Here is a 25960-nt window from a genome sequence, read left to right on the forward strand (position 1 = left end):
GATTTTAAAATCCACTTTTTTATTATTTAAATTATTTTATATTTAATTTTATTTATTTCTTACAAGAATCTCTTTCAACTATGTTATATGGTAATCTGTAATAAGTTTCTTCAACTGGAATTTTATTTACAAGCTTTATAAGAAGTCTCATTCCCACAGAGCCCATATCGTATAGGGGACGAGAAACTGTAGTAAGCTTAGGATAAAATACTCCTGATAATGCTATATTATCAAAGCCTATAACATTTATATCTTCTGGTACCCTAATTCCTTTTTCTCTTAAAGCATTTATAACTCCAAGAGCTGATTGGTCGCTTCCACATAAAACTGCATCAACCTTATTATCTTTTATAATATGAGTGATTCCTTCAAAGCCGTCCTCATGTTTTAAACTTCCAAGATAAACTAGTTTTTCATTGAAACAATTCTCTTCATCCATGGCGTCTTTATAGCCATGATACATCTTTTTATATTCAGTAGCATTTTCTTTAATGTATCCTATATATGCTATGTTTTTATTATTTTTTGAGAACAGATAATTTACAGCATCATAGGCAGCAGTATAACTATCTATACCTACACTAGGAACATCTCCTTCATCATCCATAGCACCTATCGATACTACAGGAGTGCCAACAGATTTTATAGCTGCCTTTATCTCTTTATCTAGACGGTCTCCCATATATATTATACCGTCTACCATCTTCTCTCTTAATATATTAAAACTTTCTTTTTCTCTACTCTTGTCTAGGTCAGTATTACATAACATTATATTATAATTATAAATACTTGCTAAATCCTCTGCCCCTCTTACAATCTCGGGGTAAAGGGAATTTGATATATCTGGTATTATTATACCAATTGTGCTTGACCTTTGAGTCTTTAAGCTTCTTGCTAAAATATTTGGTCTATAATCTAACTTGTCTATTGCATCTAGAACTCTTTGCTTTGTCTCTTGATTAACTACATCTATATCATTTAGTACTCTTGAAACCGTGGCAATAGAAACATTTGCTTCTTTTGCTACATCTTTAATTGACGCTGCCACTATATATCACCTCTCTTATTATTCTTCATATTTTTAATACATATATACCTTATTTATACTATAAAGTAAAGTATAATTATAAAGTTTAGATGGAGCAATCTATTATCATATTAACTCCATCTAAACTACTTAATATTTTAATTTAACATATTATTATTAAACTCTTTCTACATGTAATAATAACTTTTCACCATTAATTTTAACTTCATTTATAGCCTTATCACTATTATAGGCTACAGTTAATGCTAATGTATCTTTCTTTATTTGATTTTCAAACTTTCTTATTACATTCTCTAAGACTTCATTTCCAGCAAAGTATAAGTTTATTTTGTCTGAAACTTCAAATCCTGTTTCTTTTCTCATGTTTTGTATTTTGCTTAGAACTTCTCTTATGTGACCTTCTTCTCTAAGTTCTTCTGAAATATTTGTATCTAATACTACACCTATTTCACCTTCTCCAGCAAAAGCAAATCCTTCTAAGCCCTGCATTGTTACAAGTAGATTTTCTTTATTTAACTCTATTTCAGTTCCATCTACATTTATTGTAACCACTTCACCATTATTTACTCTTTGTGCAAGGTCCATTTGATTCATTGATGCTATACCTTTTCTGATTCCTGGAATCATTTTTCCGTAAGCCTTGCCTAGTACTGGAAGATTAGGTTTTATTTCAAAGTTAACATATTTAGAAAGGTCTGATCCTAGTTCTACTTGTTTAATATTAAGCTCATCCTTAACTATGTCTCCATAATATTCTGGAAGTGAGTCTACAGATACAAGCATTTTTCCAAGTGGCTGTCTATTCTTAATATTAGCCCCATTTCTTGCACTTCTTCCAAGCTTAACTANNTCTTTAACGTATTCTGGCCATTTACATAGGTGAACGCTCTCTTCTGCATCTTTATCAAAAGCAACAACAAGATTTTGATATAACTCTTCTGTTATAAATGGTATAAATGGTGCAGCTATTTTAGAGAATGATACAAGCACTCTATATAAAGTCATGTAAGCACCTATCTTATCCTCTGTAAGCTCTTCACCCCAGAATCTTGCTCTGTTTCTTCTAACATACCAGTTAGATAATTCATCTACAAAATCTTCTAATTCTTTAGCTCCTTGAGTTATTCTGTAGTTTTCTAAATGCTCATCTATATTTTTAACTAGTGTATTCAGTTTAGACATCATCCATTTATCCATTATATTTTCTGATTTAAAATCTTTATAATCCATTGGATTAAAATTGTCTAATTCTGCATATAGAACATAGAAGGAATACACATTCCATAGTGTTCCTATAAATTTTCTTTGAGCTTCTATAACAGCTTCTTCATAGAATCTTGATGGAAGCCATGGTGCACTACCAGTATAGAAATACCATCTTAAAGCATCTGCTCCTTCATTTTCAAGTACTGTAAATGGACTAAGTACATTTCCTTTATGTTTAGACATCTTAAGTCCATCTTTGTCTAAAACGTGTCCTAGTACTATACAATTTTCAAAAGGATTATTCTCAAACACAGTTGTAGAAATAGCAAGAAGTGTATAGAACCATCCTCTTGTTTGGTCTACAGCTTCAGAAATAAACTGTGCTGGGAAGTTTGCTTCAAATAGTTCTTTATTTTCAAAAGGATAGTGATATTGAGCAAATGGCATTGAACCTGAGTCAAACCAACAGTCTATAACTTCTTCAACCCTTGTCATTTCTTTTTGGCAGTGTGGACAAGTAACCTTAACCCTATCAATATATGGCTTATGAAGCTCTATTCCCTCTGGTACACTTACACCTTTTTCCTTAAGTTCTTCAACACTTCCTATTAACTCTCTGTGGCCACATTCACATTCCCAAATTGGAAGTGGAGTACCCCAATATCTATTTCTAGAAATTCCCCAGTCAATTACATTCTCAAGGAATTTACCCATTCTACCTGTTTTTACATTGTCAGGCATCCAATTTATTTTATTATTATTTTCAATAAGTTGGTCCCTTACTGAAGACATTCTTACAAACCAACTTTCTCTTGGATAATAAAGAAGTGGTGTATCGCATCTCCAGCAATGTGGATATGAATGTGTAAACTTCTCACTCTTATAAAGAATATTATTTTCTTTTAAATAAGCTAAAATCTTCTCATCTGCTTTTTTTACAAATATTCCAGCCCAAGGAGTTACTGCTGGAACAAAGTTACCTTCACCATCTACTAGATTAATCATTGGAAGACCATATTTCTTTCCTAATTGATTATCGTCATCTCCATAAGCAGGTGCTATATGAACTATTCCAGTACCATCTGTTAATGTTACAAAGTCTCCATGAACTATATAAAATGCTTTTTCTTCAGGCACTTCGAACTTAAACATTTGCTCATATTCTTTTCCAAGCAATGTTTCTCCTTTAAATTCAGATACTACTTCATACTCGCCTTGAAGTTTGTTTAAAAGAGTTCTTGAAAGAATTAGATATTCACCTTCATGTAAAACTTCTACATAATCATAAGATTTATTAACAGCAAGAGCAACGTTACTTGGTAATGTCCAAGGAGTTGTTGTCCATACTAATACATATTTGTCTTCATCTTTTAATTTAAATTTTACATAAGCTGAGCTATCTTTTACATCTTTATATCCCTGTGCTACTTCGTGAGATGATAAGGTAGTTCCACATCTTGGGCAATAAGGCATTACTTTGTGTCCTTTATATAATAAATCCTTATTCCACATTTGCTTTAAAGCCCACCATACTGATTCTATATAATCATTATGATAAGTTACATATGGATTTTCCATGTCAACCCAGTAACCAAGCCTTTCAGACATTTCTCTCCACATTTCAACGTAAGAGAATACACTATCTTTACATTGAGTAACAAATTCTTCTACTCCATACTTTTCAATCTCAGGTTTTCCTGAAATTCCAAGTTTCTTTTCAATTTCAAGTTCTACTGGAAGACCATGAGTGTCCCATCCAGCTTTTCTTAAAACCTTATAACCTTTCATAACTTTATATCTTGGGATTATATCTTTCATAACTCTAGTTATAACGTGACCTATGTGTGGTTTACCATTAGCTGTTGGTGGACCATCATAGAACGTAAAATATTCACCTTCATCATTTAAGTCGAAGTTCTTTTGTATTACGTCTTTTTCTTCCCAAAGCTTTAACATATCTTTCTCAATGTCCATAAAAGACTTTGAGTTATCAATTTTCTTATACATATATTTTTCCTCCTTACATAGTTTATCTGTACCATTTCTGGTTAATCTCATGGAATCTTTTAAATATTGTAAAGTATTATAAGGTCAAATTAATTTAATAGTATGTACTCTTAATTTTATCCATAGCATCCATTAATTAACCTCATATATCATGGATAAAAATTAAAACTCCGCCCTACTAAGGACGAAGTTACTTCGCTATACCACCTACAGTGTTAATAATTTCGGATACTAACATATCCTATTCCTTAACGCAGAAATACGGAAAAACTTACTAAATTTCAGTTCTCAGCTCCTAGGTGATCTTCCTCTAATTATTCACTATGGGTTTTCACCTACCCCCACTCTCTTTAAGCTACCTTTTAGAGTACTGTCCTGTTCTTAGCTTTTATCTATACTATGTTATAAATTAATTTTACATCTATTATATTATATAAAAATTTTAATGTAAAGGGCTTTATCTGTAATAACATACTAAAATATTATTTAATATACTACAATTTTCTCTAATCTTATTATTATAGTCATCTTATTAAATTAAAATGTTCTTTTCACATACCAAAGCATAAATTAAGCAAAGCTGTTAATAATTAAAATAGACTAAATAGTTAACTTTACTTAATTAGGAGGTACTAACTATGGTAATTACTTGGTTTGGACATTCTTGCTTTCTACTTGAAAATTCTCATGGAGAAAAGATACTTATGGATCCTTTTAATAAATGTTTAGGTGGAACACCCTATAAAGGTTCTGTAGATATAGTTACCATCAGTCATGACCATTTTGATCATAACTATACGGATTTAATAAACCCTGGTGCAATTATTATAAACACACCTTGCTCATATGAAAGTTCTTCTATTAAAATTCAAGGCTTTCCATCTTATCATGACAATATAAAGGGAGCTAAACGTGGTGATAATATAATTTACTTAATAGAAACGGATAGCTTAAAACTATGTCATTTAGGAGATCTTGGACATATGCTAGCAGCTGAAGAATTAGATTTATTAGGCACTGTAGATATACTCTTCATACCAGTAGGTAGTAATTTTACCATTGCTCCTGAAATTGCTGCCACTCTTTGCAATAAACTCCAAAGTAAATTAGTAATTCCAATGCATTATAAAGTTCCACATATAGACTTTCCTGTTCATGGAATAGAAAATTTCATATCTTTTATGAAAAATGCTGTAAACCTAAAATCTCATACATTAGCTATAAATCCACCTTTAGAAGGTGTAAATTTAGTTAAAATTTTTGAACTCTAATCTTAAAACTAGATTAGAGTTCTATTGAATTAAAAAAAAATAGATGTATTTGCTGTTATTTGTTGTTATATATCATTTTTTACCTTATAATTTAAGTAATAATATGAAATATATTCTATGGGAAAATATTGTTGAGAAAGGACTGTTAATTAATGAATGATAAAGCATTGAAAGTTTTATGTACACTTGCAACGGGCACAGCCATTGCTACTTCTATGCAAGTTATAGCTATAGCTGATTCAGCTCAAACTTCAAATTCTTCGTACAACTCTTCAGTTACAGGAACTATAACTGCAGATGTATTAAATATAAGATCAAATCATAATACTAGTAGTAATATTATTGGTAAAATAAATTATAATACTAAAGTATCAATTCTAGAGATATCAAATGGATGGTATAAAATTAAATATAATAACACTACGGGTTGGATTTCTGGAGAATATGTAAAACTAGATAATAATTCTAATACAGTACAAGCATCTAAGAATGGAATCGTTACTGCTACTGCCTTAAATGTGCGTTCTTCAGGTAATACTAACAGTAGAATTATTGGTTCTCTTTCTAAAAATGCTAAAGTCCAAATAATATCTACTAGCAATGGTTGGCACAAAATTAAATATAATAATACTACGGGTTTTGTTAGTGCTGAATACATTAATACTTCTTCAACTAATACAAACTCAGGTAATGGTACTAATAATAACTCTTCTACTGATAGTACCGTTAAATCTACGGGTTTTGTTAATGCAGATGCTCTAAATGTTCGTTCTAGTGGAAATACTAGTTCTAAAATAGTTGGAACTCTATATGAAAATTCTAAGGTTGAAATATTGTCAACCAGCAACGGTTGGCACAAAATCAAATTTAAAGGTGGTACAGCCTTTGTAAGTTCAGAATTCATATCAAAGAATAGTAGTTCTACTGACAAGAATCCTGGTACAGGTACTGTTACACCACCTGAAGTAACTCCACCTTCTCACACTGTAAACGGTAAGGTTGCAATTGTTAATGCAGATGCTTTAAATGTCCGTTCTGGGGCTGGCACTAGCCATGCTATCATAACTACAGTAAGATATGGTAGTAAATTACCTATTATTTCTTATACTAATGGTTGGTATAATGTTAAGGTAGGTAATACTAATGGATATATTAGCGGTGACTATGTAACCATAAGTGATGAAAATCAATCATCAAATCCTATAGTAAAGGAAACTCCTCTTATTCAAAGTAACTATACTGGAGATGATATAGTTTCTAAAGCTGAAGAATACCTTGGAGTACCATACCTTTGGGGTGGATTTACTCCTGTAGGTTTTGACTGTTCTGGGCTTGTCCAATATGTGTACAAGCAACTAGGTATCTCCCTAGAAAGATCTACATACTATCAAGTGCATCAAGGTGTTATTGTTGATCGTAAGGATTTAAAACCTGGAGATTTAATCTTCTTTACTACTAATGATGATGATTCCAATGATATATCTCATGTAGGGATCTATAAAGGTAATGATTTATTTATACAAGCTCCTAAACCTGGTGACTGCGTAAGAGTTTCTAACTTAAATTCTGCTTATTACAGTAATAGATATTATATTGCTAAACGTATAATAAAATAGTATAAAAAACTTCAAATTGAGAACACTATAATTAATATCTAAGAAATTAGATATGGTCAAATATTTTGAAAGGAGATTCCGTGCTTATCTTAATAATATTAAGATTTGATGCCCTGGAGTACACGACCAACAGGAGTAGCACCGCAAAACTGAGTATGTTGAAAAGGGTGCAACTATTTAAGTTGCTTAACGGAGATTATATGGAAGTAGGAACAGTAAAATGGTTTAATAGTGAAAAAGGGTTTGGATTTATATCTATGGAAGGTCATGAAGATGTATTTGTACATTTCTCTGCTGTAACAGGAGATGGCTATAAGGTTCTTGATGAAGGACAAAAGGTTCAATTTGAAATAGTTAGTGGGGATAGAGGCCCTCAAGCAGCAAATGTTACAAAAATATAAATATATATTTTAAAGAAATATGTATTATTCATCATTATAGAGACACGATTAAAATTCGTAGTCTCTATTTTTATCCGATTTCTATAGGGCTCTATTGAACTATAAAACTATGTGTGCTATCATGAAAATATAAAATAATATTATTGTGCTAGGGGTGCTTCGGCTGAGAAATGATATTTCATTACCCTTTACCTGACCTAGATAATGCTAGCGTAGGGAAGCGATTAATAAGCTTAAGTTAATGCTTAGTTATTTAGCCGTGTTCTTACGAACATGGCTTTTTTGTAGAGTATACTTCAGCTTCAACATTAGTCCTTAGCACTAGTTAATTAAAGGAGGACTCTTTATGAATATCTTAGAAAATATGAAAAATATTCTAGCTAGTTGGACAACTATTGCCACCTTATTTGGTGTCCTAATTCTATTATGTGTGTTTATAAAAGTTAAACATATCAAGTTTACTTCTAGGCTAACAACTCATATAGCCTTAGCAGTTGCCATGTCGGTAATTCTNNAGGTGGAAGTGCAACCCTTGCTAGTATGCTACCTATAATTTTAATATCTTTAATTTATGGACCTACTATAGGAATGTTCACTGGCTTTGTGTACGGAATATTAAACTTTGTTATAGGACCTGCATATATTCTGCATCCTATTCAAGTTCTTTTTGACTATACTCTACCTTTTATGGCAATTGGATTTTCAGGATTTTTTAAGAAAAATAAGTATTTAGCTATAATAGTGGCTTTCTTTTCAAGATTTATATTCCACTACATAGCGGGAATAATTTTCTGGGGAAGTTATGCTGCTGAATATAACTTAACTCCAGCAGTATATTCACTAGTATATAATGGTACTTATATTCTTATAGATTGTATAATTTGCTTAGCTATATGCTCAGTTATAAATTTAAGTAGTCTTACAAAAAGATTAGCTCCATATACTAATAATTCTATATAAAATAATTTAAAAAGGATATAGCATGATGATCATTTAATCATCACGCTATATCCTTTTAATTACTATACTTATTTTACTTTTAGAATTCCTTCGGTTCTTCATCACTTATGCTAAACTTCCATTCTCCACGATCATAAACGTTACTTATATAATAGCTAGTAGAGGAAGCATTTTCAGTCTTTTCAAATGTAACAATACCTTTATATTTCTTAGATGTATATCCTTCTGTTTTTATATTCATAACTACATTAAAGTCATCTCTGGTAACAGAGTTATCCATAAATGTTACTGATTTAAGTTTATTTACTTTCTTCTTAAATTCCTCAATCTCTGTGGATATTTGAAAACGTGCAGCCATATTATCACTAGATATATTAACTCCAACATTACCTGCATCTTTATTAGCGGATACGTACTTATCTAAACAACTTAAAATAGAAGTATAATATACATACTCAAAGTCGATAGGTTTTCTTATATTTGCAAAGTTTTTTATAATATCATTATCAAGCCTCTTAGAAACAATATACTTATTATCATCATTATACAAATTTGCCCCATCCTTTTTATCAAGTCCAGCTACATAATTAAAGGTCTTAAATTCTGTTGGGCTCTCATATATCTCCAGAGTATAGTCTGGCTCTAAAGTTGACTTTTTCTCAACAACACTTGCACTAGAAAGTATACTATATATATCATTTATTACATCTTTGTCAGTAACAGCAAACTTGTAACTTTTATCTCTAGTACTCTGAATTGTAACCTTCATAATGTTCCTTTCTTGCATATAGTTAAAATCACCATTTCCCCTTATACCACAAGCAGAAATTAGTAATGATGATATTATTAATAATATAACTATGAAATTACTTTTTACTCTTCTCACCTTTGCCCTCCACTTGAAAAATTCTTAGAATTTTTCATTCTTTATCATATGTTTTATTATAATAGTTGTTATACATTAAATCAAATAACTCTTTTACTTTTCAAAGGAAAAAGTTTTAATTATATTTTCAAATACCACTTGTGTATTCTCTCTAGCTTTTTTATCACTAATTATAAATGTTATTCTAGCCACATAATCATCGTATGGAACATAATATTCATAGGTTCTTTTTACATTTTCTTTACTACTTTTTAAATCATACTTAATATAATGTAATTCTATATTATCTATCTTTACTTTTTCTTTTTTATAGTCTTTTATTCCCATGCCCTCTACATCTGCTATGCACTTATCTATTGTTGCTTTAACACCTTCACTGCTACTTATAAGCTCTATAGAACCATAAGTATTAGCATCATTTGAAACAAACTCATTTAAGTATACAACTTTATCATCTTTATTCTCTTTTATTGTAGTTAACCAGCTACTAGGTAACTTATATTTTATTTTACCATCTAGAATATCATATTGCTTAAATTCAACCATACTATTTTGAGTTAATGTAGCTGTTCTTAGACTTTCTTCAAAATATTTTCCAACTCCTAATATAACTATCATAAGCCCTGCTAGTATTATTGCTAATCCTAATTTTCTCATATTATCATCTACTAATTTCATATGTTACCCTCCCTTTATTAATATACTATGTACCTTTTTCAAAAAATAGAATAAACTCCGAATAAAATTCGGAGTTTTAAATTCATATACTATCTTATCTCTTAACTGGTACAACCACAGTATTGCCTTTTATATCATAATACATTAACCAATGACCTGTTTTATCATTATCTTCATCTGGCATGAAAGTTACGAAACCAGTCTTTCCTTCATATGGTTGGTCTGCTAAATCTCTTGTGCCTGGTATTGCATATATAATATATTTTAAATTACCTTCATCATCACATTTATATCCAACCATGAAATTTCCATGTCGTGATATATAAGGATAATAGCAAATCATCGGATAGAACACCACAGAATATTTATTGTAATCATAAACACAATACATATCCTCTAATTTTTTTACATGAGCTTTATACCAAAAACAGTTTTTAATATTCTCATTACTGCCAATCTTCTCTAAACCATAGATTACTTCTTTAAAAAATTTACCCATAGTTCCGATTGGATAATCCTTATCATTCCATTCATTTTTTTTATATTTCTCAGGTTTACAATCTTCATATTTTTTATTTATATCGTCATAATCATATGACTTTTTCACCTTACAATCCTCATATTTATTCTTCTTTTTAGAGTGTTTTTTTCTATAATCTTTTAACCTTTCTATCTCTTTTTCATATTCTTCAAATATTCTATTCTCCTCATCAATATAGTCTTCATCATTACTTTCTAATTGCTCATTTATTAGATCATTCTTTACCAAAGGTTCAATTTCTTCAACATCAATAATATCTACTTCATCACTTATATAATTTTCATCGCTTCTTGTATTAGACATTGGAGTAGGGGTGATTCCAGGTATATTGATATTAGGGATAGGAGTAGAAGTACTTCCAGGTATATTAGGAATAATTCCACCATATGGAGGATTAGTAATGTTTGCATTATCAGTTCCTACATTTTGTGGCATTCCTGTTTGTTGCTGTGTATTATCAATTCCTGTATTTTGTGGTACTCCTGTTTGTTGCTGTATATTATTGGTGTTGTTTTGTATAATTCCAGCATTACTTTCTTGCTGCCCCAAATTTGTATTTTGAATTTGAGGCACTACTTTATTCATATTCTCATTATATGATTTTGGGGTTTCTTTTACTGGTGTAGTTTTACTATTATTTTCTTTTACAGTATTACTATCACTCTTAGCTAGAGGATAGTTCTGCCAGTTTTTAAGCTCTTCCCCTCCAATAAACCCTACCATTACAGGCATAACTTTATCTTCACTTATCTTACCAATAGCTGCTCCTTGCACCTTGTCCATACCTATGTTTGTATTTACTAAATTATTAGCATCAAATTCATTGCTAACATCAGCTTTTCCACCATCATCTATATTGATTCTACCAAGATTTATTAGTTCATTACCATTATTTCCTTGAACTATTAAAATCATAAAGTATGGGCCCTTTTGCTTTTTAAGATTTTGAGCATAAAATGAGGCTTTTGCTTTATCATTTCTTACCTCTAACTTAGCGTAGCCTGAAGGTGTTTTATTGGAATCTAGTCCATATCCTTTTTGATCTTCTTGTAATATTATAAAAAATCTATTATAGCTTTTTCTAGACGGCATACTCTTTACCTCCATTTTTATTTATACATTATAATATATGACTATTATGTATAAAAAATGAAGGATATTCTCTATTTATTTTTATAAGAAAAAAGATTCGTCTATTTAAGGCGAATCTCGTATATTTTATTTGCTAAAGTAGCAAACTCTTCTATTGTTAGAGTTTCACCTCTTCTAGTTGGATTAATACCCGCATCTTCAAAAGCCTTTTCTTGTAGTTCCTTAGATAATCCTATAGCTTTCATGCTATTCCATAGGGTTTTTCTTCTCATATTAAAAGATTGCCTTATTATATTAAAGAAAAGTTTTTCATCCTTCACTTCAACTCTAGGTTTATCTAATTTATCTAGTCTAATAACTATAGAATCTACTTTAGGAGATGGAATAAAGCAACTTGGAGGTACATTCCTAATAATTTTTGTATCACAATAATACTTTGCAAGTAGAGTAAATGCTCCATATTCTTTAGTACTTGGTTCTCCATTAATTCGTTCTGCAACTTCTTTTTGAATCATAATAGTTATAGATTTTATATCTAATTTATTATTTAAAAGATTTGCTATTATAGGTGTAGTTACATAATATGGTAAATTAGCTACTACCTTTACACTTTTTTCTTCACCTATTAGTTCTCTATAATTTACCCTTAAAGCATCTTTATTTATTAAACTAAAATTCTCATAACTAGATAATTCTGATTCTAAGATAGGTATTAATCTAGAATCTAACTCTATACTAGTAACTCTTTTAGCCCTTTTAAGTAACTCCTTAGTTAAAGTTCCAACACCTGGACCTATCTCTATTACGTAGTCATTCTCAGTTATATTTGCACCCTCTACAATATCCTCAAGCACTGTGTAATCAGTTAAAAAATTTTGTCCTAAACTTTTAGTAAATTTAAAATTATATTTTTCAACTAGTTCTTTTGTATTTAATTTATCCATACTAAATCTCCTTATCTACCTTCTTCATAGCTTCTACAAACTCATCCTTAGATATACCATAATTATTTAATCTAGTTAATAGCTGATTTGTATTACTATACCCTATCCCTAATTCTCTTCCAATAGCATCTCTTCTTTTTTTAGCATCTTTATCTGCTGTTAATCTAAAATAGTGCATATCTTGTATAGTAAACTCATGTCTAGGATCTTTTAATTCACACTTTGCTCCATTTAAAGCCTTGATAATAGTTTCTGGTGAAGCATTTTCAACTCCTATATTATCACCTTTTCTTCCTTCGCTTTGAGTTATATAAGCATGTTTAATATTAGGAATTCTTTTAGCTATAATTCTTCTTATTTTTTCTCCAGCAAAATCAGGGTCTGTTAAAACTATTACCCCTTGTCTCTTATTAGCCTCTTTTATTCTTTCAATAACTCTACTATTTATACCAAATCCACTAACTGATATTACTTCAGCATCAACAGCTCTTTTTACAGCTGTTACATCATCTCGTCCCTCTACTACTATTACTTCCTTAATCATAAAAGCCTCCATCCTGCATTATGCTATATAAAATATTATGTAACTTTTATATATAATTTATCCGATAACTAGCTGCTCTAATACCCCCATTTTCTTCAAAGTGGGAGTAAAGAACAGCTACGCCCCTGGATAACGATTTCTAAAGCTTCGAAGAAGCTAAGAACTCTGTTTATATATATTTCTTTGTATTTTAAAATTTCTCAATGTAATTATATCATAGCATATTTAATTTTAGGCATCTGAAAATAAAAAAATAGGAGCCTATGCTCCTATTTTAAAATATAAACGTTAACCTGTCTTCTTCCCCAGTTAACAGCTTCATCATAGCTATTAACATACACATCAACCTTATTACCTACTATGGCTCCCCCTGTATCTTCTGCAATGGCAAGTCCATATCCTTCGATATAAAGTTTTGTTCCTAATGGAATTACTCTTGGATCTACAGCTACAGTGCTATATCCATTTGGATTACGTTTAACAGTTGTACCTGTTGCTGTTATAGTACCTGAATCTCCCCTATCGGAAGTATAGGCAGTTGATACACAAGATATCATACTTGAATATGCAAAGTCTTTTACATTGCCACCACGTGATGGTCTTACAACAGCTAAGGTTCCTATATCTATTATCTTATTTATAGGATTCTTACTAACAACCTCTTTTACAACTCTTCTATTAACCTCTTTACCATTCTCATACACAACCTCTGTTGTGATAGTTCTCTTACCCTTAGAACCTTTTTGAACTACTTTTTCTACTCCTTGGTTAAGTTCAGAGTTTTTCCTTGTTTCAGTTTCAAAAGCTATTGGTTGAACTTCTTTTAAAAGTTTCTTCTTTACTCTTGTAACTTCAACAGTCATACCTGCTTGTAAATTTTCATCCATAGACGGAACTATCTTGTCCTCTTGACTTATTTTAATATTCTCAGCTTCTAACATATCTTCTACTGTTTTTTCTGCTGATGCTATTGATAAGTTTTTTCCATCTACCACTACTTCTACATCTACTGCCTTATTAATATAAATTATGTCACCATCATTAACTTCGCTGTCTAGTTCCACAGAAACTTTATCCTTCTGAGCAACTGTTATGCCGTTGTTCTCTAGTATAGTATTTAAATTTTTTGATAATGTAGTTATTTCTACTTTTTGACCATCAACTACTACTTCAACGGTATTCCTTAACCCCCAAATAGTAACTGCAGCACTTAATAGAATTAATACAACAACGAACACCGTCTTTGGCCAAATTGAAAAATTACTTTTCAATTTATCTTTGAATTTAATCATCATAAAGATTACCTCCCTCAGACAAGAGTACTTTGCTATTATATATTAGATACCGTAGTTATGTCAAATTTAGCACTCTAATCATTGAATTGACTGAACTTAATGCATACTATGCATAATAAAATAATAATTAAAATAATAGCTTTTTTGTGTTTTAGTTTCAGTCTTTCCGGGGTGATAAGTACAGGTTTATACTATACATATGCAAAAATAAGTTCATTTATTCTTTATATACATTTGACTTAAAAACTAATGAAATTTATATCTATAATTTCATATATCTTAACTACACTTTCAAATTTATATTTCAAATTATACCTCACTAATTTAAATTAAACAAGCTTTTTGTGTTAAATATTGTAATTTCTTCAATTTGCTCTCTGCTTGTACCTTTAATATTAGCTATTTCTTCTATAATAAACTTTATATAATTTGATTGATTTCTCTTTCCTCTATTTGGTGTTGGTGCCATATATGGGCAGTCGGTTTCTACCAGCAACCTATCTAGGGGCAATTCCTTTACCACTTCTTTTATAACCTTAGAATTTTTAAAAGTAACTACCCCAGTAACTCCTATATAATATCCTAATTTTAAACATTCCTTAGAGAATTCTACACTTCCTGAAAAGCAGTGAACTACACCTACTACATCAGGAAATTCCTTTAATATTTCTAGGGTATCTCCATGGGCATCTCTATCATGAATTATAACAGGCAAATTAAATTCTTTAGCTATAGCCATTTGCTCTCTAAAAACTTTCTTTTGTACTTCTCTTGAAGGATTTTCTTCCCAATAGTAGTCTAGTCCTATTTCCCCTATTGCAACTATCTTCTTATCCTTAGCTAGGATACGTATTCTCTCTTTAACTTCATCCCTAAATTCATCAGCATTCTCTGGGTGAATTCCTGCCGCAGCATGAATGAAATCATAGTCTTCAGCTAACTTTACAGACATTTCAAGACCCTTCAAGCTAGAACCACAATTTATTACTCCTATAACCTCTTTATCTTTTATCTCTTTTAAAATAACATCTCTGTCATCATCAAATTGTTCATCATCATAATGAGCATGTGAATCAAATATCATATTATCCCCACTTTCATAAGTTAAATTTTTATCAATCCCATATTTATCATTTAATTTATCATATATGGTAAATTAATCTTTGTCTATAGATAAAATTCACTAATAAACAGATTTCTTTGCTTCAGAGGGAGTTTTTTACTCCCTCTGAAGGTTACTAACAGAATTCTAAGTATCAATTTATTTGATACCTAGAATTCGTTGTCCTTTAGGGTAAATCGTTATCCAGGGACGTAGCAGCTCTTTACTTCCTCTTTAAAGAAGATGGGAGTATTAGAGCTGGTAGTCATCGGATAAATATAAAAGCTAGTAAGGTATTTAAATTTTATCCAATATATGTTAATTTATTCATGATAGCAAAGGAGTAAATTTTATACTGTGTTATAATTATATAGTAATATTTAAGGAGGTAATCTTATGATTTTTGATAGCCATGTGCATACTTGTTTTTCTACTGATTCTAACATGAAGCTAACTGATGCTATTAATACAGCAGATAAACACAACATAGGTTTAGTTATTACAGACCATATGGATTTAAATTATCCTAAGGAATCTGGATTTCGTTTTAATGTAGATGATTATTTTAAAGAATACGGAGAATACAGAAGTGATAATCTATTATTAGGTATAGAAGTTGGAATGTCTCTAGATTATAAAGAAGATAATGAAAAGCTTATAAATTCCTATGACTTTGATCAGGTTATAGGTTCTCAGCATACAATAAGTAATATTGATATTGGATACTCGGATATTTATGAAGGCTTATCCTATAGAGAAGTTCTAATTAAGTACTTTCAAGAAATTTGTGACTGTATAAAAACTCATCCTTACATAGATACTTTAGGTCATATAGATTATATATCCAGATACGCACCTGTAAGTGATAGTGAGATTTACTATGATAAATATAATGATTTAATAGATAGTGTTATAAAAACTTGTATTGATACTAATACTGCTATGGAAATAAATACTCGTAGAATAAAAAGCAATGTAACCTTTGATAATCTAAAAAAAATCTATAGTAGATATAAAGAATTAGGAGGGAAATATGTAACTATTGGTTCTGATTCCCACAATCCTTCTGCTATTAATAACAATTTTAAAGAAGCTCTTTTATTATGCCATCTATGTAATGTTCAGCCAATATATTTTAAAAACAGAAAGCCTGAATTTTTCTAAATACTCAGGCCTTCTATTTTTTTATTCTATAACTTCTCCCTTAACTTTCACCCTTCCTCCATCTGGACATGAAAGCTGAAACATCTTTCTACGTTCATCTCCAAAATCTAAATCTCCTCCATTAAGTAAAGTATATACACTTGGATAAATATTTTGCCACAATTCATGACAAATGGGAGGACAAATATCTTCCACTTCATATATGTCTCCTTTTTTATGATATCCACACCTACACTTACTTTCTAAAACAGTTATTCTTACCTTTCCCATATAATTCCCCCAATGATTTATTTACCTTTAATTATATAATAAAAAAAGCTACATCCAAAGGATGTAACTTTTTTTATTAACGTACTATTGAACCTGATTCAATGTCACCTGGATCTACTACACATAATTTTGAATCATCATCTGTAGCTGCAGAAAGAATCATACCTTGAGATATTTCACCTCTTAAAGTTACAGGCTTAAGGTTAGCAACTAAAACTACGTTCTTTCCAATTAAATCTTCTGGCTTGCAGTGCATTGCAATACCTGATATAACTTGACGAATCTCTCCACCCATATCTACCTTAAATTTCAAAAGTTTTTTAGCTTTCTTAACTGGCTCACATTCTAAAACTTTAACTACTCTAAGGTCAATTTTTTCGAAATCATCTATAGTTATCTCTTCTTTTATTGGAGTTATTTCTTTTTTTTGTGCAGCTTTTTTAGCTGCTTCAGCGATTTCTTCAAGTTCTTTTATTTTAGCTTCCACATCTATTCTTGGGAATATTACAGCTCCCTTATTAACATTAGTTCCTGCAACAGTACCATCAAAAGAAGTCAAACTTTCCCATGTAAAATTAGAAATATTTAATTGCTCATTTATTTTGGCACTTGTTGTTGGTAAAAATGCTGAAGTTAAAGAAGATATTATTCTTAAACTTTCACATAAGTTATAAAGAACTGTAGCAAGTCTTCCTTTTAAGTTTTCATCCTTACCTAATATCCAAGGCGTTGTCTCATCGATGTATTTATTGGTTCTTCTAATTAATGTCCATATATGATCTAGTGCATCAGAAACTCTTAAATGCTCTATTTCAGCTTCAACCTTCTTAGGTACTTCTAATGCAACGGAAATTAACTCTTCATCGATAGCCTCCTTAACATCCGGAGCTGGAATTACTCCTCCAAAGTATTTCTCTACCATAGTTACAGTTCTTGAAACTAAATTTCCAAGGTCATTAGCTAAATCTGAATTAGTTTTCTTTATGAATATTTCATTGTTGAAAAGTCCATCAGAACCAAATGGTATTTCATGTAGTAAGTAATATCTTACAGCATCTACTCCAAAGTGATCTACAAGTATTACTGGATCTACTACATTTCCTTTAGACTTACTCATCTTACCATCCTTCATCAATATCCAGCCATGTGCAAATACTTTTTTAGGCAGAGGTAAATCAAGTGCCATCAATAGAACCGGCCAGATAATGGTGTGGAAACGAACAATCTCTTTCGCCATAATATGTACATCTGCCGGCCAGTACTTTCTGAATAATTCATCGTCATCAGACAAGTAACCGAGTGCTGAGATGTAGTTAGTCAGTGCATCAATCCATACATAGACTACATGCTTCGGATTGGACGGTACTTTAATTCCCCAGTCGAATGATGTACGTGACACAGCAAGATCTTCCAGTCCAGGCTTAATGAAGTTATTCAGCATTTCATTTTTTCTTGACACAGGCTGAATGAAGTCTGGATGATCTTCATAATACTGTACAAGGCGGTCAGCATATTTACTTAACTTGAAGAAATAACTCTCTTCTTTAACCAGCTCAACTGGATGGCCGGAATCCGGGCTTTTTCCGCCGACAATCTTATCGCCTTCAAAGATAGGATCAACGAGCTGCGTTTCTGTATAATAAGTTTCATCCGGAACTGAATACCATCCTTCGTACTCACCAAGATAAATATCACCCTGCTCCAGTAAACGTTCAAATATTTTTTCTACGACTACTTTATGACGCTCTTCAGTCGTACGGATAAAATCATCATTGGAAATCTCTAATTTTGTCCATAGCGCTTGAATATCCTCGATAATCTCATTCAAATATTCGATCTCAGGCTTACCTGCTGCCTGTGCCTTCTCCTGAATCTTCTGACCGTGTTCATCTGTACCTGTCAAATATCTGACGTCATATCCTTGCAGGCGCTTGTAACGGGCAATCGTATCTGCGGCAACAGTGGAATAGGCATGTCCAATATGCAGCTTACCGCTTGGATAATAGATCGGTGTCGTCACGTAAAAAGTTTTGTTTGTCATCGTAGTCCTCCTCAATTGTTCTATCACTTAAATATACAGAAAAAAGGCATGGATTTCAATATCCTTTAAATGTAAATTCGACAAATTTAATATTAAACTATCACTATAAAATATTACACTATCTTTACAAAACTTAATATACAAACAAACTTATTGACATTGTATATTTATGGTAGTATATTCTAACTATGTCAAATGTCGAATTTGTCTATTGATATGTCGAATTAGAAAATATTACTAACTGTTTTGGAGGATAAATGTTATGAAATCAACAGGTATTGTAAGAAAAGTTGATGAATTGGGACGTGTTGTAATTCCGATTGAATTACGTCGTATCTTAGACATCGCTGAAAAAGATGCATTAGAGATTTACACTGATTCAGATAAAATTATTTTAAAGAAATATAAACCAAGCATGACTTGTGCAGTCACTGGTGACGTTTCTGAAGATAACTACTTATTAGCAGGCGGCAAACTTGTTCTTAGCAAAGAAGGCGCTGAACAGTTAATCAAAGAAATTGAAGAAAAAGAAAAAGCAGCAAAATAATACATCAAGCCCTGGCGCAAGAGCGCCGGGGCTTTAATCATGTATATGAAAACTATCATAGACTTCTCTTTTTTTCAGTCCTCGCTCAACAGCTACTTGTTTGATCGCCTCTTTTGATGACTGTCCTTCGCTGATATAGTGATTCACGTGGTCATTCAGTGATAAATCACCCCACCACTGCTCCACATGAGCTTCGTACTGACCATCAATGACAATGACGAACTCACCTTTTAACGGGATGTCATGCTCAATTTTAGCCAGCAGGTCCTTGACTGGTGCTGTTACAACCTGCTCAAACCGCTTCGTCAACTCTCTTGCAAGTGCTACACGCCGCTCCGCATCTATTTTCGCAATAGTGGTCAATGTATCTTTCACACGGTAAGGAGATTCATATAGCAGAATAGAATGCGGCTGCTGCATTAATTCCTCAAGCTTAGCATATTTGTCAGATTCCTTACGCGGCAGAAATCCATTGAACAGAAAAGAATAAGAAGATAATCCGCTCGTCATCAACGCGGTTAATGCGGCGTTCGGCCCGGGCACTGTGACAACAGTTAAGCCGGCATCTCTGACAGCATTGACCAGTTCATAGCCTGGGTCACTGATGAGCGGAAGTCCTGCATCTGAAACGAGAGCTACAGACTTCCCTTCTCTAAGCATCGCTACAAGTACTTCTGTCATCTTGTCCTTATTATGTTCATGATAACTTTTAAGTGGTGTCTTAATCTCATAATGATGCGTCAATCTACCCGTTACCCGTGTATCTTCACAAGCAATGACATCTACTTCCTGCAGTATACGAACCGCTCGGAAGGTCATATCTTCAAGGTTGCCGATGGGTGTTCCCACTAGATAAAGTGTACTCATGTGCTGCCTCCTTGATCATTTGCAATTTTTGTTGTCTAGTCAGCTGCTTAATCGCATATTCGCGCTGCATCGCTGCTGACTTCGACGTATGACGTTCTGAGTAGACCCGGCTGACGGGACGTCTCGTTCTAGTATATTTTGCACCTTTCCCTGAGTTGTGCATTGTTAAGCGCTTATCGAGGTCTGTTGTGTACCCTGTATACAATGTACCGTCACTGCATGTTAATATATAGATATAATGATCAGCCATAATATACCTCTTTCATTTCGGGCGAATATACACCGGAATTATCATATATATAGAACGGCGGCATTACTTTACAATCCGGTTTACCGCCTTTGATCCCTTCAATGACAATGGTGACAGCGGCCGGTTTATCAGGCTTTGAATAAATCTGCCACAGTTTCTTCGGCTCAATGTCTGCCGCACGCATAGAGACCAGGCAGTCGACGAGACGATCCGCACGATGAACGAGATAGAGTTTGCCACCCTGCTTCAGTAGATGGCGTGCTGCGTGTGTACAGTCGTCGAGTGTACACATCACTTCATGACGCGCAATTTGATGTGCTTCTTTCAGATGCCGGAATGACTGGTTTGCACGGAAGTACGGCGGATTACAAGTGACAATATCATATTGACTCGGAATAAATCGCGTCGACTCCTTTAAATCCATCTCATATACAGTGATGCGGTCAGACAGGCCGTTACGTTCAACGGTCCGCCTTGCCATATCTGCCAGCTGCGGCTGTATTTCGACTGCATCGATCGTATAGTTTGAGCCGTGACTAAGAAGGAGCGGTATAATACCGTTTCCTGAACAGAGGTCCATGACGCGGCCTTTGTTGAGTTTAGGCGTGAAATGACCAAGGAGCAGTGCATCGGTCGAGAATGAAAATACCGCATCATTCTGGATGATTTGTAAGTTTTCTTTTATCAATTGGTCTAAACGTTCGTTCTCTTTAAGCATATGTTCCTCCAAGAAAAAAAGGCATTGCTGCCCCTTTAATCCGAATCCAGTAAGCTGAGGCAGAACATGCAGTCACCACCGCCGCGGTGCTTACCGAACAGTTCACCTCTGCATATATGGAACCCTTCAGCATAGAGCATCGCAAGGTTATCCTTACTTTGAAGCGACTTCATTTTCTTAGGCTGATTCTTCTGTGACTGAATCATCCGCTGCATGTTGTCCCGCTCCAGCTTCAACGCTACATTCTCTTCGACAAGATCGACAGTCTGCTGTTTCAATTCAACAAACCCTTGCTGAATCATATTCATCTGCTGTTCCAGTTCCATAATTTTGTTCAATAAATCGTCTCGATTCACATTATCATTCCTTAAGCATTGATTTCATCGATATGATATTCAAGCGGCTGTTCCATCCCCTGAATTTTCACCTGCATCGTCACATCAAGAATATTGAGGGCGATGACTTTTCCTGGTCCTTCGGGTGTGTCAATTTTATCACCAATGTCAGGGAGTTTCTTTCTTGTTTCTTCATAGTAATCATTCTCATATTTCAGACAGCACATCAATCTGCCGCATGCACCGGATATTTTTGAGGGGTTGAGTGATAAATTTTGATCTTTAGCCATCTTAATTGAAACAGGTTCGAAATCTCCTAAATAAGTCGAACAGCACAAGCTGCGCCCACACGGGCCGATACCACCAAGTATCTTCGCTTCATCTCTGACACCTATTTGACGCAGTTCAATACGTGTTTTCAGTTCATATGCCAGACTCTTAACTAGCTCTCTGAAGTCTATCCGTTCATTCGCTGTAAAGTTAAATATAATTTTACCTTTATCAAGCGTATAGACAGCATTGACTAAATACATTTCGAGCTGATGCTTTTTTACCAGTGCTTTGCAGCGTTTCAATGCTGCATCCGCTTCCTGCATGTTCGATTCATACTTCAGCATATCCTGCTGTGTCGCACGACGTTTAATAGCAGGTACAGGCAGAACGACGTCTGTTTCCTCGACCTGTCGATTACCGATGACGACACGAGCCAGTTCCTGCCCTCGTTTCGATTCAACGACTACGTAATCATTTAATTGATAAGTCTCCCCATTAGGTACGAAATATTCTGTTTTATCTGCTCTGTGATATTTAATACCAATGATTTCTATCACTTATTTCACCTCTTTTGCGATTTGAATCGCTATATGTTCAAACACCAGCATTGGGCTGACGTACTGTAATAAGTTTCTTTTGCCGAGCAGGACGACATCAATCCACTTAACGCATTCGGACAATGATCTATGACGTGCCAATGTTTCCAGTTTCGGCTGATGGTCCGGAAAACTCAAATGATGATTGTTCAGTTTGATATATATCATATCCTGAAAATACAGCTGGAGCATGTCGAGTGCCAGCAACTGCTGTTCGCGGTCTGATACAATCTGCAGCAGGTCGACAATTTGGACGAGCCCCATCGTGCTGTCAGTCATCATCATATCTGCCCATTTTAACATGGCTGTGCGCAGTTGCGTGAACTCTTTTTCTTCCATCCAGTCATTTGCTTCTTCCTCACCAAATGACAATGCGACCAATGTGGCAGCCTGAGCTTCGCTAATTCCGCCGTTTATCAACGCTGTACGGAGTGTATCATCCGATGGTGCAGACACAGAAATATGCTGGCATCTCGAATGGATAGTCGGCAGAATTTCGCCCGATTTAGTCGTCAAGAGCAAAGCGACCGTATTCGGCGGCGGCTCTTCAAGAAATTTCAGAATAGAATTCTCACCTTGTACCGTCACTTTATCGAAATCAACGATAACATATACTTTATAATCGCCCTCCACCGGCTTCTGATTCATCCGGTGCAGCAGTTCTTCAATCATTTCCTTCTTAATCGACTGCTCATCTGTCTCCAGCCAGTAGAAATCTGAGTGGTTATGACTGAATACGCGGGAACGTGCTGTGTCATCTGCCGCTAATATATGAGCCGCAAACTGGATAGCTTCTTCTTTCAGGGCCGTACGCTGAGTGCCTTCCATCAAATAAGCATGTGATAATTTATTGGCTGTTACTAATTGCTGGAGTTGTCTGTTCATAAGTCCTCCGTTATATTGAAAAAGCTGCATAGCTGCAGCTCGTTAAAATTGATGAAATTGTTCAATCGGCATAACAAAAACAGTTGCTCCGCCAACTTCTACTTCCACTGGATAAGGAATATAATTATCCACGTTACCACTCATTGGTGTTACCGGAGAAACTAGCTGATCACGGTTGCGGCAAGTGTTATTGATTAACGATAACAGCTCCTGGACACGCTCGTCTTCAACACCTGTCAGAAAAGTTGTATTTCCTGCACGTAAAAATCCACCTGTTGTTGCAAGTTTCGTCGTTCTGAAATCATGCTTTGTTAACTGACTCATTAAATTCTGGCTGTCCTGGTCCTGGACAATNNGTCACATTATAACATAACTATTTTAATTTTTTGATGATGATATTATAGACCGTTTCAATCACTTCTTCAAGGGCTTGCGAAGCATCGACTACATGAATGCGGTCCGGGTAATCTTCCGCTAGTTGATCATAGCCGGCACAGACGCGCTTGTGAAATTCAAGCGTCTCTTTATCCAGACGGTTAGTTTCTCGTGCGTTATCAGCAATCCTGCTGAGACCGACTTCAGCGTCAACACGCAGGTAAAGTGTCAAATCTGGATAATGAGATTCTATAGCAAAGTCATTGATTGTTAAAATATCTTCTTTACCGATTCCACGGGCATATCCTTGGTAAGCAAGGGAGCTGTCAATAAACCGGTCGCATAGCACTAATTTCCCTGCAGCAAGCGCCGGCAGTACTTTTTCAACTAGATGCTGTCTTCTGCTTGCAGCGAACAGCAGCGCCTCTGTGCGGTAATCCATATCATTTTGATCATGCAGCAGTAATTCTCGAATAGCCTCGCTAATTTTTATACCGCCTGGCTCACGTGTGGTGACAATCTCGCAGCGTTCACTAAGCCGTTCAGCAACTGCTGACATAACCGTCGATTTACCGGATCCCTCCGGCCCTTCAAATGTGATAAACAAACTCATACTATCCCTCACTCAACTATCGTTATCTTCCCATCAATCATACCATGAATACGAATCCCCTGGCCTACGTATTTTTGAAGTACTGTGACATGACCTTCAGTCAATCTTTCTCCAGCTACAACGAAAGGAATACCAGGAGGATACGGTATCAGTGACTGCGCCGTGTAATAGCCGATACCTTCTACGAGAGATACAATGCGTTCCTCACCTTCCACAGGATTGAAATATCCAGGAGAAGTAGGGAGTGTATTTTTTGCTTGAATCATATTATTAGCTGGTATATCGGTCACATCCGTTTTTTTAATTGCTGTCAGCAGTCTATCCATCGGAAAATGGTCTCCTTCATGCCATAACGGCAGCACTAACAGTACTTCAGATAACGTGGCAAGTTCGGTATAGATGAACTGTTTCTCTAGAAGAGTCTGGAGTGCTGTTCCTGAATAACCATCTTTTCTAATCATCAATTTAAGAGGGTCATCCATCTCCACTACGTCAACTTGATGGCTTAACTGTTGTATGAGTATACTGCGCTTCTGCCAGAAATTCGCTGCATCATAATTGACGTAAAACGCATGCGCCTGTTCCAAGCTTGATAATACAAGGTAGGATGGACTGGACGTCTGAAGAATCGATAAATAGCGACGTATGTTATTTTTCAGCGATGCTTGATGGTGAATGTGAATCACTGAACCCATCGTCAGTGCAGGAAGTGTTTTGTGATACGACTGAACAACATAATCCGCTCCGTAATGAATCGAAGAAACAGGAAAACCGGCAGCAATATCAAAATGTGCCCCGTGCGCTTCATCAACGAGTACTTCAATGTCACAATCATGAAAGAATTCAATAGCTGTCTTGATGTCATACGTCTCACCAAAGTAATTAGGATAGGTCAGTACAGCAAGTGTGACCTCTTCCAGATCTTTTTTATTAATCATAGAAAAATCTATACCTGCATATTGCTGTGACACTGTTGATACAGTTGTCGGTAGAATATAAGCCTTTAAGCCGGCCATAGTCAAACCATTGAAAACAGATTTGTGTACATTTCGCATCACCGCAACTGATGAGGATTTGACGCTTTGCAGAACTGATAATAGTCCAGTTGTCGTTCCATTGACTAAATAACGGGATTGATAGTCTGAATGTCTCGTCAATAATCGTTCACTATCAGCTATGATTGTTTCAGCATGATGATAATCATCAAGTCCAGTAATTTCAGTCATATCATAAGAAAGCTTTATATCAAGATTGCCGATGGTACCATTATGGTGCCCAGGTACATGAAGTGAAATGGCACGACTTGCATAGTAATTGAGCTGAGTGGTAATAGGATTCATAACATCATCCTCCCTTAAGAAAGTAGTTTTAGTATACCAGATGATAAGGTTGTGATTCCTGTATTCTCAAGGCAGAAGAACGCAAAAAAAAGAGA

The 25960-nt window shown here is 34.0% G+C and carries 26 protein-coding genes, 1 riboswitch and 1 other annotated feature; of the genes, 6 read left to right on the forward strand and 20 right to left on the reverse strand.

Features of this window, described 5'->3' with window-relative positions:
- Positions 1-52 precede the first annotated feature (52 nt).
- Entirely contained in the window at positions 53-1048 is a 996-nt protein-coding gene (locus tag B2671_RS03785; protein ID WP_346869221.1) for a LacI family DNA-binding transcriptional regulator, read from the reverse strand.
- Positions 1049-1204: 156 nt separating this feature from the next.
- Positions 1205-4261: an isoleucine--tRNA ligase gene (gene ileS / locus B2671_RS03790; RefSeq protein WP_346869222.1), complete on the reverse strand. Its 3057-nt coding sequence runs from the start codon at positions 4259-4261 to the stop codon at positions 1205-1207.
- Between the two features lie 177 nt (positions 4262-4438).
- Positions 4439-4653, reverse strand: a binding site (T-box leader).
- 246 nt (positions 4654-4899) lie between these two features.
- On the opposite strand from ileS, the gene B2671_RS03795 reads away from it, so the two are divergent.
- The 4 genes from B2671_RS03795 (at position 4900) to thiT (ending at position 8509) form a co-directional block, all read left to right on the forward strand.
- The gene (locus tag B2671_RS03795) at positions 4900-5532 is read left to right on the forward strand and encodes an MBL fold metallo-hydrolase (RefSeq protein ID WP_346869223.1); all 633 of its coding nucleotides are present in this window, start codon (positions 4900-4902) and stop codon (positions 5530-5532) included.
- Between the two features lie 152 nt (positions 5533-5684).
- The gene (locus B2671_RS03800; protein WP_346869224.1) at positions 5685-7148 is read left to right on the forward strand and encodes an SH3 domain-containing protein; all 1464 of its coding nucleotides are present in this window, start codon (positions 5685-5687) and stop codon (positions 7146-7148) included.
- Positions 7149-7348: 200 nt separating this feature from the next.
- Positions 7349-7549, forward strand: a complete 201-nt coding sequence (locus B2671_RS03805) for a cold-shock protein (protein ID WP_035130858.1) — start codon at positions 7349-7351, stop codon at positions 7547-7549.
- 140 nt (positions 7550-7689) lie between these two features.
- A riboswitch (TPP riboswitch) is annotated at positions 7690-7785 on the forward strand.
- 304 nt (positions 7786-8089) lie between these two features.
- Positions 8090-8509 carry an energy-coupled thiamine transporter ThiT gene (gene thiT / locus B2671_RS03810; protein WP_346869225.1) on the forward strand — a complete coding sequence of 140 codons (420 nt, stop codon included), beginning with the start codon at positions 8090-8092 and terminating at the stop codon, positions 8507-8509.
- Between the two features lie 79 nt (positions 8510-8588).
- Here thiT and B2671_RS03815 read toward each other — a convergent pair whose 3' ends face one another.
- The 7 genes from B2671_RS03815 to B2671_RS03845 all read right to left on the reverse strand — a co-directional run bounded on the left by B2671_RS03815 (position 8589) and on the right by B2671_RS03845 (position 15573).
- Positions 8589-9395: a hypothetical protein gene (locus B2671_RS03815; RefSeq protein WP_346869226.1), complete on the reverse strand. Its 807-nt coding sequence runs from the start codon at positions 9393-9395 to the stop codon at positions 8589-8591.
- A 93-nt stretch (positions 9396-9488) separates the two neighbouring features.
- Complete coding sequence (locus tag B2671_RS03820; protein ID WP_346869227.1) at positions 9489-10073, reverse strand: hypothetical protein; 585 nt, start codon at positions 10071-10073, stop codon at positions 9489-9491.
- A gap of 94 nt (positions 10074-10167) precedes the next feature.
- Positions 10168-11706 carry a hypothetical protein gene (locus tag B2671_RS03825; protein ID WP_346869228.1) on the reverse strand — a complete coding sequence of 513 codons (1539 nt, stop codon included), beginning with the start codon at positions 11704-11706 and terminating at the stop codon, positions 10168-10170.
- A 101-nt stretch (positions 11707-11807) separates the two neighbouring features.
- Entirely contained in the window at positions 11808-12650 is an 843-nt protein-coding gene (gene rsmA / locus B2671_RS03830) for a 16S rRNA (adenine(1518)-N(6)/adenine(1519)-N(6))-dimethyltransferase RsmA (RefSeq protein ID WP_346869229.1), read from the reverse strand.
- A 1-nt stretch (position 12651) separates the two neighbouring features.
- Positions 12652-13194 (reverse strand): ribonuclease M5, encoded by a 543-nt coding sequence (gene rnmV, locus B2671_RS03835; RefSeq protein ID WP_346869230.1) that lies wholly within the window; start codon positions 13192-13194, stop codon positions 12652-12654.
- Positions 13195-13463: 269 nt separating this feature from the next.
- Entirely contained in the window at positions 13464-14489 is a 1026-nt protein-coding gene (locus tag B2671_RS03840) for a 3D domain-containing protein (RefSeq protein ID WP_346869231.1), read from the reverse strand.
- Between the two features lie 319 nt (positions 14490-14808).
- The gene (locus B2671_RS03845; RefSeq protein ID WP_346869232.1) at positions 14809-15573 is read right to left on the reverse strand and encodes a TatD family hydrolase; all 765 of its coding nucleotides are present in this window, start codon (positions 15571-15573) and stop codon (positions 14809-14811) included.
- Between the two features lie 414 nt (positions 15574-15987).
- Between B2671_RS03845 and B2671_RS03850 the strand changes: the two genes are divergently transcribed.
- Positions 15988-16755 carry a histidinol phosphate phosphatase gene (locus tag B2671_RS03850; protein ID WP_346869233.1) on the forward strand — a complete coding sequence of 256 codons (768 nt, stop codon included), beginning with the start codon at positions 15988-15990 and terminating at the stop codon, positions 16753-16755.
- 21 nt (positions 16756-16776) lie between these two features.
- Here B2671_RS03850 and B2671_RS03855 read toward each other — a convergent pair whose 3' ends face one another.
- Together B2671_RS03855 and metG are read right to left on the reverse strand one after the other, a co-directional pair.
- Positions 16777-17025: a TIGR04076 family protein gene (locus B2671_RS03855; protein WP_346846945.1), complete on the reverse strand. Its 249-nt coding sequence runs from the start codon at positions 17023-17025 to the stop codon at positions 16777-16779.
- Positions 17026-17101: 76 nt separating this feature from the next.
- Positions 17102-19066, reverse strand: coding sequence for a methionine--tRNA ligase (metG, locus tag B2671_RS03860; protein ID WP_346869234.1), 1965 nt, complete (start codon positions 19064-19066; stop codon positions 17102-17104).
- A gap of 262 nt (positions 19067-19328) precedes the next feature.
- On the opposite strand from metG, the gene B2671_RS03865 reads away from it, so the two are divergent.
- On the forward strand, positions 19329-19613 hold the full coding sequence (locus tag B2671_RS03865) for an AbrB/MazE/SpoVT family DNA-binding domain-containing protein (RefSeq protein WP_346869235.1): 285 nt from the start codon (positions 19329-19331) through the stop codon (positions 19611-19613).
- Between the two features lie 33 nt (positions 19614-19646).
- On the opposite strand, the gene rsmI is transcribed toward B2671_RS03865, so the two are convergent.
- From rsmI to B2671_RS03910, 9 genes are all read right to left on the reverse strand, one after another.
- Positions 19647-20480: a 16S rRNA (cytidine(1402)-2'-O)-methyltransferase gene (gene rsmI, locus B2671_RS03870; protein WP_346869236.1), complete on the reverse strand. Its 834-nt coding sequence runs from the start codon at positions 20478-20480 to the stop codon at positions 19647-19649.
- Positions 20437-20730 (reverse strand): GIY-YIG nuclease family protein, encoded by a 294-nt coding sequence (locus tag B2671_RS03875; RefSeq protein ID WP_346869237.1) that lies wholly within the window; start codon positions 20728-20730, stop codon positions 20437-20439. Before B2671_RS03875 ends, rsmI begins: the two co-directional genes overlap by 44 nt.
- Positions 20723-21448, reverse strand: a complete 726-nt coding sequence (locus B2671_RS03880) for a tRNA1(Val) (adenine(37)-N6)-methyltransferase (RefSeq protein WP_346869238.1) — start codon at positions 21446-21448, stop codon at positions 20723-20725. Before B2671_RS03880 ends, B2671_RS03875 begins: the two co-directional genes overlap by 8 nt.
- Before the next feature lie 35 nt (positions 21449-21483).
- Entirely contained in the window at positions 21484-21804 is a 321-nt protein-coding gene (gene yabA, locus B2671_RS03885) for a DNA replication initiation control protein YabA (RefSeq protein WP_346869239.1), read from the reverse strand.
- A gap of 11 nt (positions 21805-21815) precedes the next feature.
- On the reverse strand, positions 21816-22613 hold the full coding sequence (locus B2671_RS03890) for a stage 0 sporulation family protein (RefSeq protein WP_346869240.1): 798 nt from the start codon (positions 22611-22613) through the stop codon (positions 21816-21818).
- Positions 22614-23537, reverse strand: a complete 924-nt coding sequence (locus B2671_RS03895) for a hypothetical protein (protein WP_346869241.1) — start codon at positions 23535-23537, stop codon at positions 22614-22616.
- Positions 23538-23579: 42 nt separating this feature from the next.
- Positions 23580-23891 (reverse strand): cyclic-di-AMP receptor, encoded by a 312-nt coding sequence (locus B2671_RS03900; RefSeq protein WP_346869244.1) that lies wholly within the window; start codon positions 23889-23891, stop codon positions 23580-23582.
- A 19-nt stretch (positions 23892-23910) separates the two neighbouring features.
- Complete coding sequence (tmk, locus tag B2671_RS03905; protein ID WP_346869242.1) at positions 23911-24525, reverse strand: dTMP kinase; 615 nt, start codon at positions 24523-24525, stop codon at positions 23911-23913.
- A gap of 8 nt (positions 24526-24533) precedes the next feature.
- Positions 24534-25865, reverse strand: coding sequence for a hypothetical protein (locus B2671_RS03910; RefSeq protein WP_346869243.1), 1332 nt, complete (start codon positions 25863-25865; stop codon positions 24534-24536).
- Positions 25866-25960 lie beyond the last annotated feature (95 nt).

Origin of the sequence: Clostridium sp. UBA5119, assembly GCF_002414285.1 — a bacterium.
Classification (GTDB): domain Bacteria; phylum Bacillota; class Clostridia; order Clostridiales; family Clostridiaceae; genus Clostridium_J; species Clostridium_J sulfidigenes.

Excerpts from the sequence above, each read along its gene's own strand:
- B2671_RS03805 (WP_035130858.1), top strand. The coding sequence starts at position 7,349 with ATGGAAGTAGGAACAGTAAAATGGTTTAATAGTGAAAAAGGGTTTGGA.
- B2671_RS03800 (WP_346869224.1), top strand. The coding sequence starts at position 5,685 with ATGAATGATAAAGCATTGAAAGTTTTATGTACACTTGCAACGGGCACA.
- tmk (WP_346869242.1), bottom strand. The coding sequence starts at position 24,525 with ATGAGTTTGTTTATCACATTTGAAGGGCCGGAGGGATCCGGTAAATCG.
- thiT (WP_346869225.1), top strand. The coding sequence starts at position 8,090 with ATGCTACCTATAATTTTAATATCTTTAATTTATGGACCTACTATAGGA.
- B2671_RS03895 (WP_346869241.1), bottom strand. The coding sequence starts at position 23,537 with ATGAACAGACAACTCCAGCAATTAGTAACAGCCAATAAATTATCACAT.
- rnmV (WP_346869230.1), bottom strand. The coding sequence starts at position 13,194 with ATGATTAAGGAAGTAATAGTAGTAGAGGGACGAGATGATGTAACAGCT.
- rsmA (WP_346869229.1), bottom strand. The coding sequence starts at position 12,650 with ATGGATAAATTAAATACAAAAGAACTAGTTGAAAAATATAATTTTAAA.
- B2671_RS03825 (WP_346869228.1), bottom strand. The coding sequence starts at position 11,706 with ATGCCGTCTAGAAAAAGCTATAATAGATTTTTTATAATATTACAAGAA.
- B2671_RS03820 (WP_346869227.1), bottom strand. The coding sequence starts at position 10,073 with ATGAAATTAGTAGATGATAATATGAGAAAATTAGGATTAGCAATAATA.
- B2671_RS03795 (WP_346869223.1), top strand. The coding sequence starts at position 4,900 with ATGGTAATTACTTGGTTTGGACATTCTTGCTTTCTACTTGAAAATTCT.
- B2671_RS03865 (WP_346869235.1), top strand. The coding sequence starts at position 19,329 with ATGAAATCAACAGGTATTGTAAGAAAAGTTGATGAATTGGGACGTGTT.
- B2671_RS03875 (WP_346869237.1), bottom strand. The coding sequence starts at position 20,730 with ATGGCTGATCATTATATCTATATATTAACATGCAGTGACGGTACATTG.
- metG (WP_346869234.1), bottom strand. The coding sequence starts at position 19,066 with ATGACAAACAAAACTTTTTACGTGACGACACCGATCTATTATCCAAGC.
- B2671_RS03845 (WP_346869232.1), bottom strand. The coding sequence starts at position 15,573 with ATGATATTTGATTCACATGCTCATTATGATGATGAACAATTTGATGAT.
- B2671_RS03880 (WP_346869238.1), bottom strand. The coding sequence starts at position 21,448 with ATGCTTAAAGAGAACGAACGTTTAGACCAATTGATAAAAGAAAACTTA.
- B2671_RS03855 (WP_346846945.1), bottom strand. The coding sequence starts at position 17,025 with ATGGGAAAGGTAAGAATAACTGTTTTAGAAAGTAAGTGTAGGTGTGGA.
- B2671_RS03850 (WP_346869233.1), top strand. The coding sequence starts at position 15,988 with ATGATTTTTGATAGCCATGTGCATACTTGTTTTTCTACTGATTCTAAC.
- rsmI (WP_346869236.1), bottom strand. The coding sequence starts at position 20,480 with ATGAGTACACTTTATCTAGTGGGAACACCCATCGGCAACCTTGAAGAT.
- B2671_RS03910 (WP_346869243.1), bottom strand. The coding sequence starts at position 25,865 with ATGAATCCTATTACCACTCAGCTCAATTACTATGCAAGTCGTGCCATT.
- B2671_RS03840 (WP_346869231.1), bottom strand. The coding sequence starts at position 14,489 with ATGATGATTAAATTCAAAGATAAATTGAAAAGTAATTTTTCAATTTGG.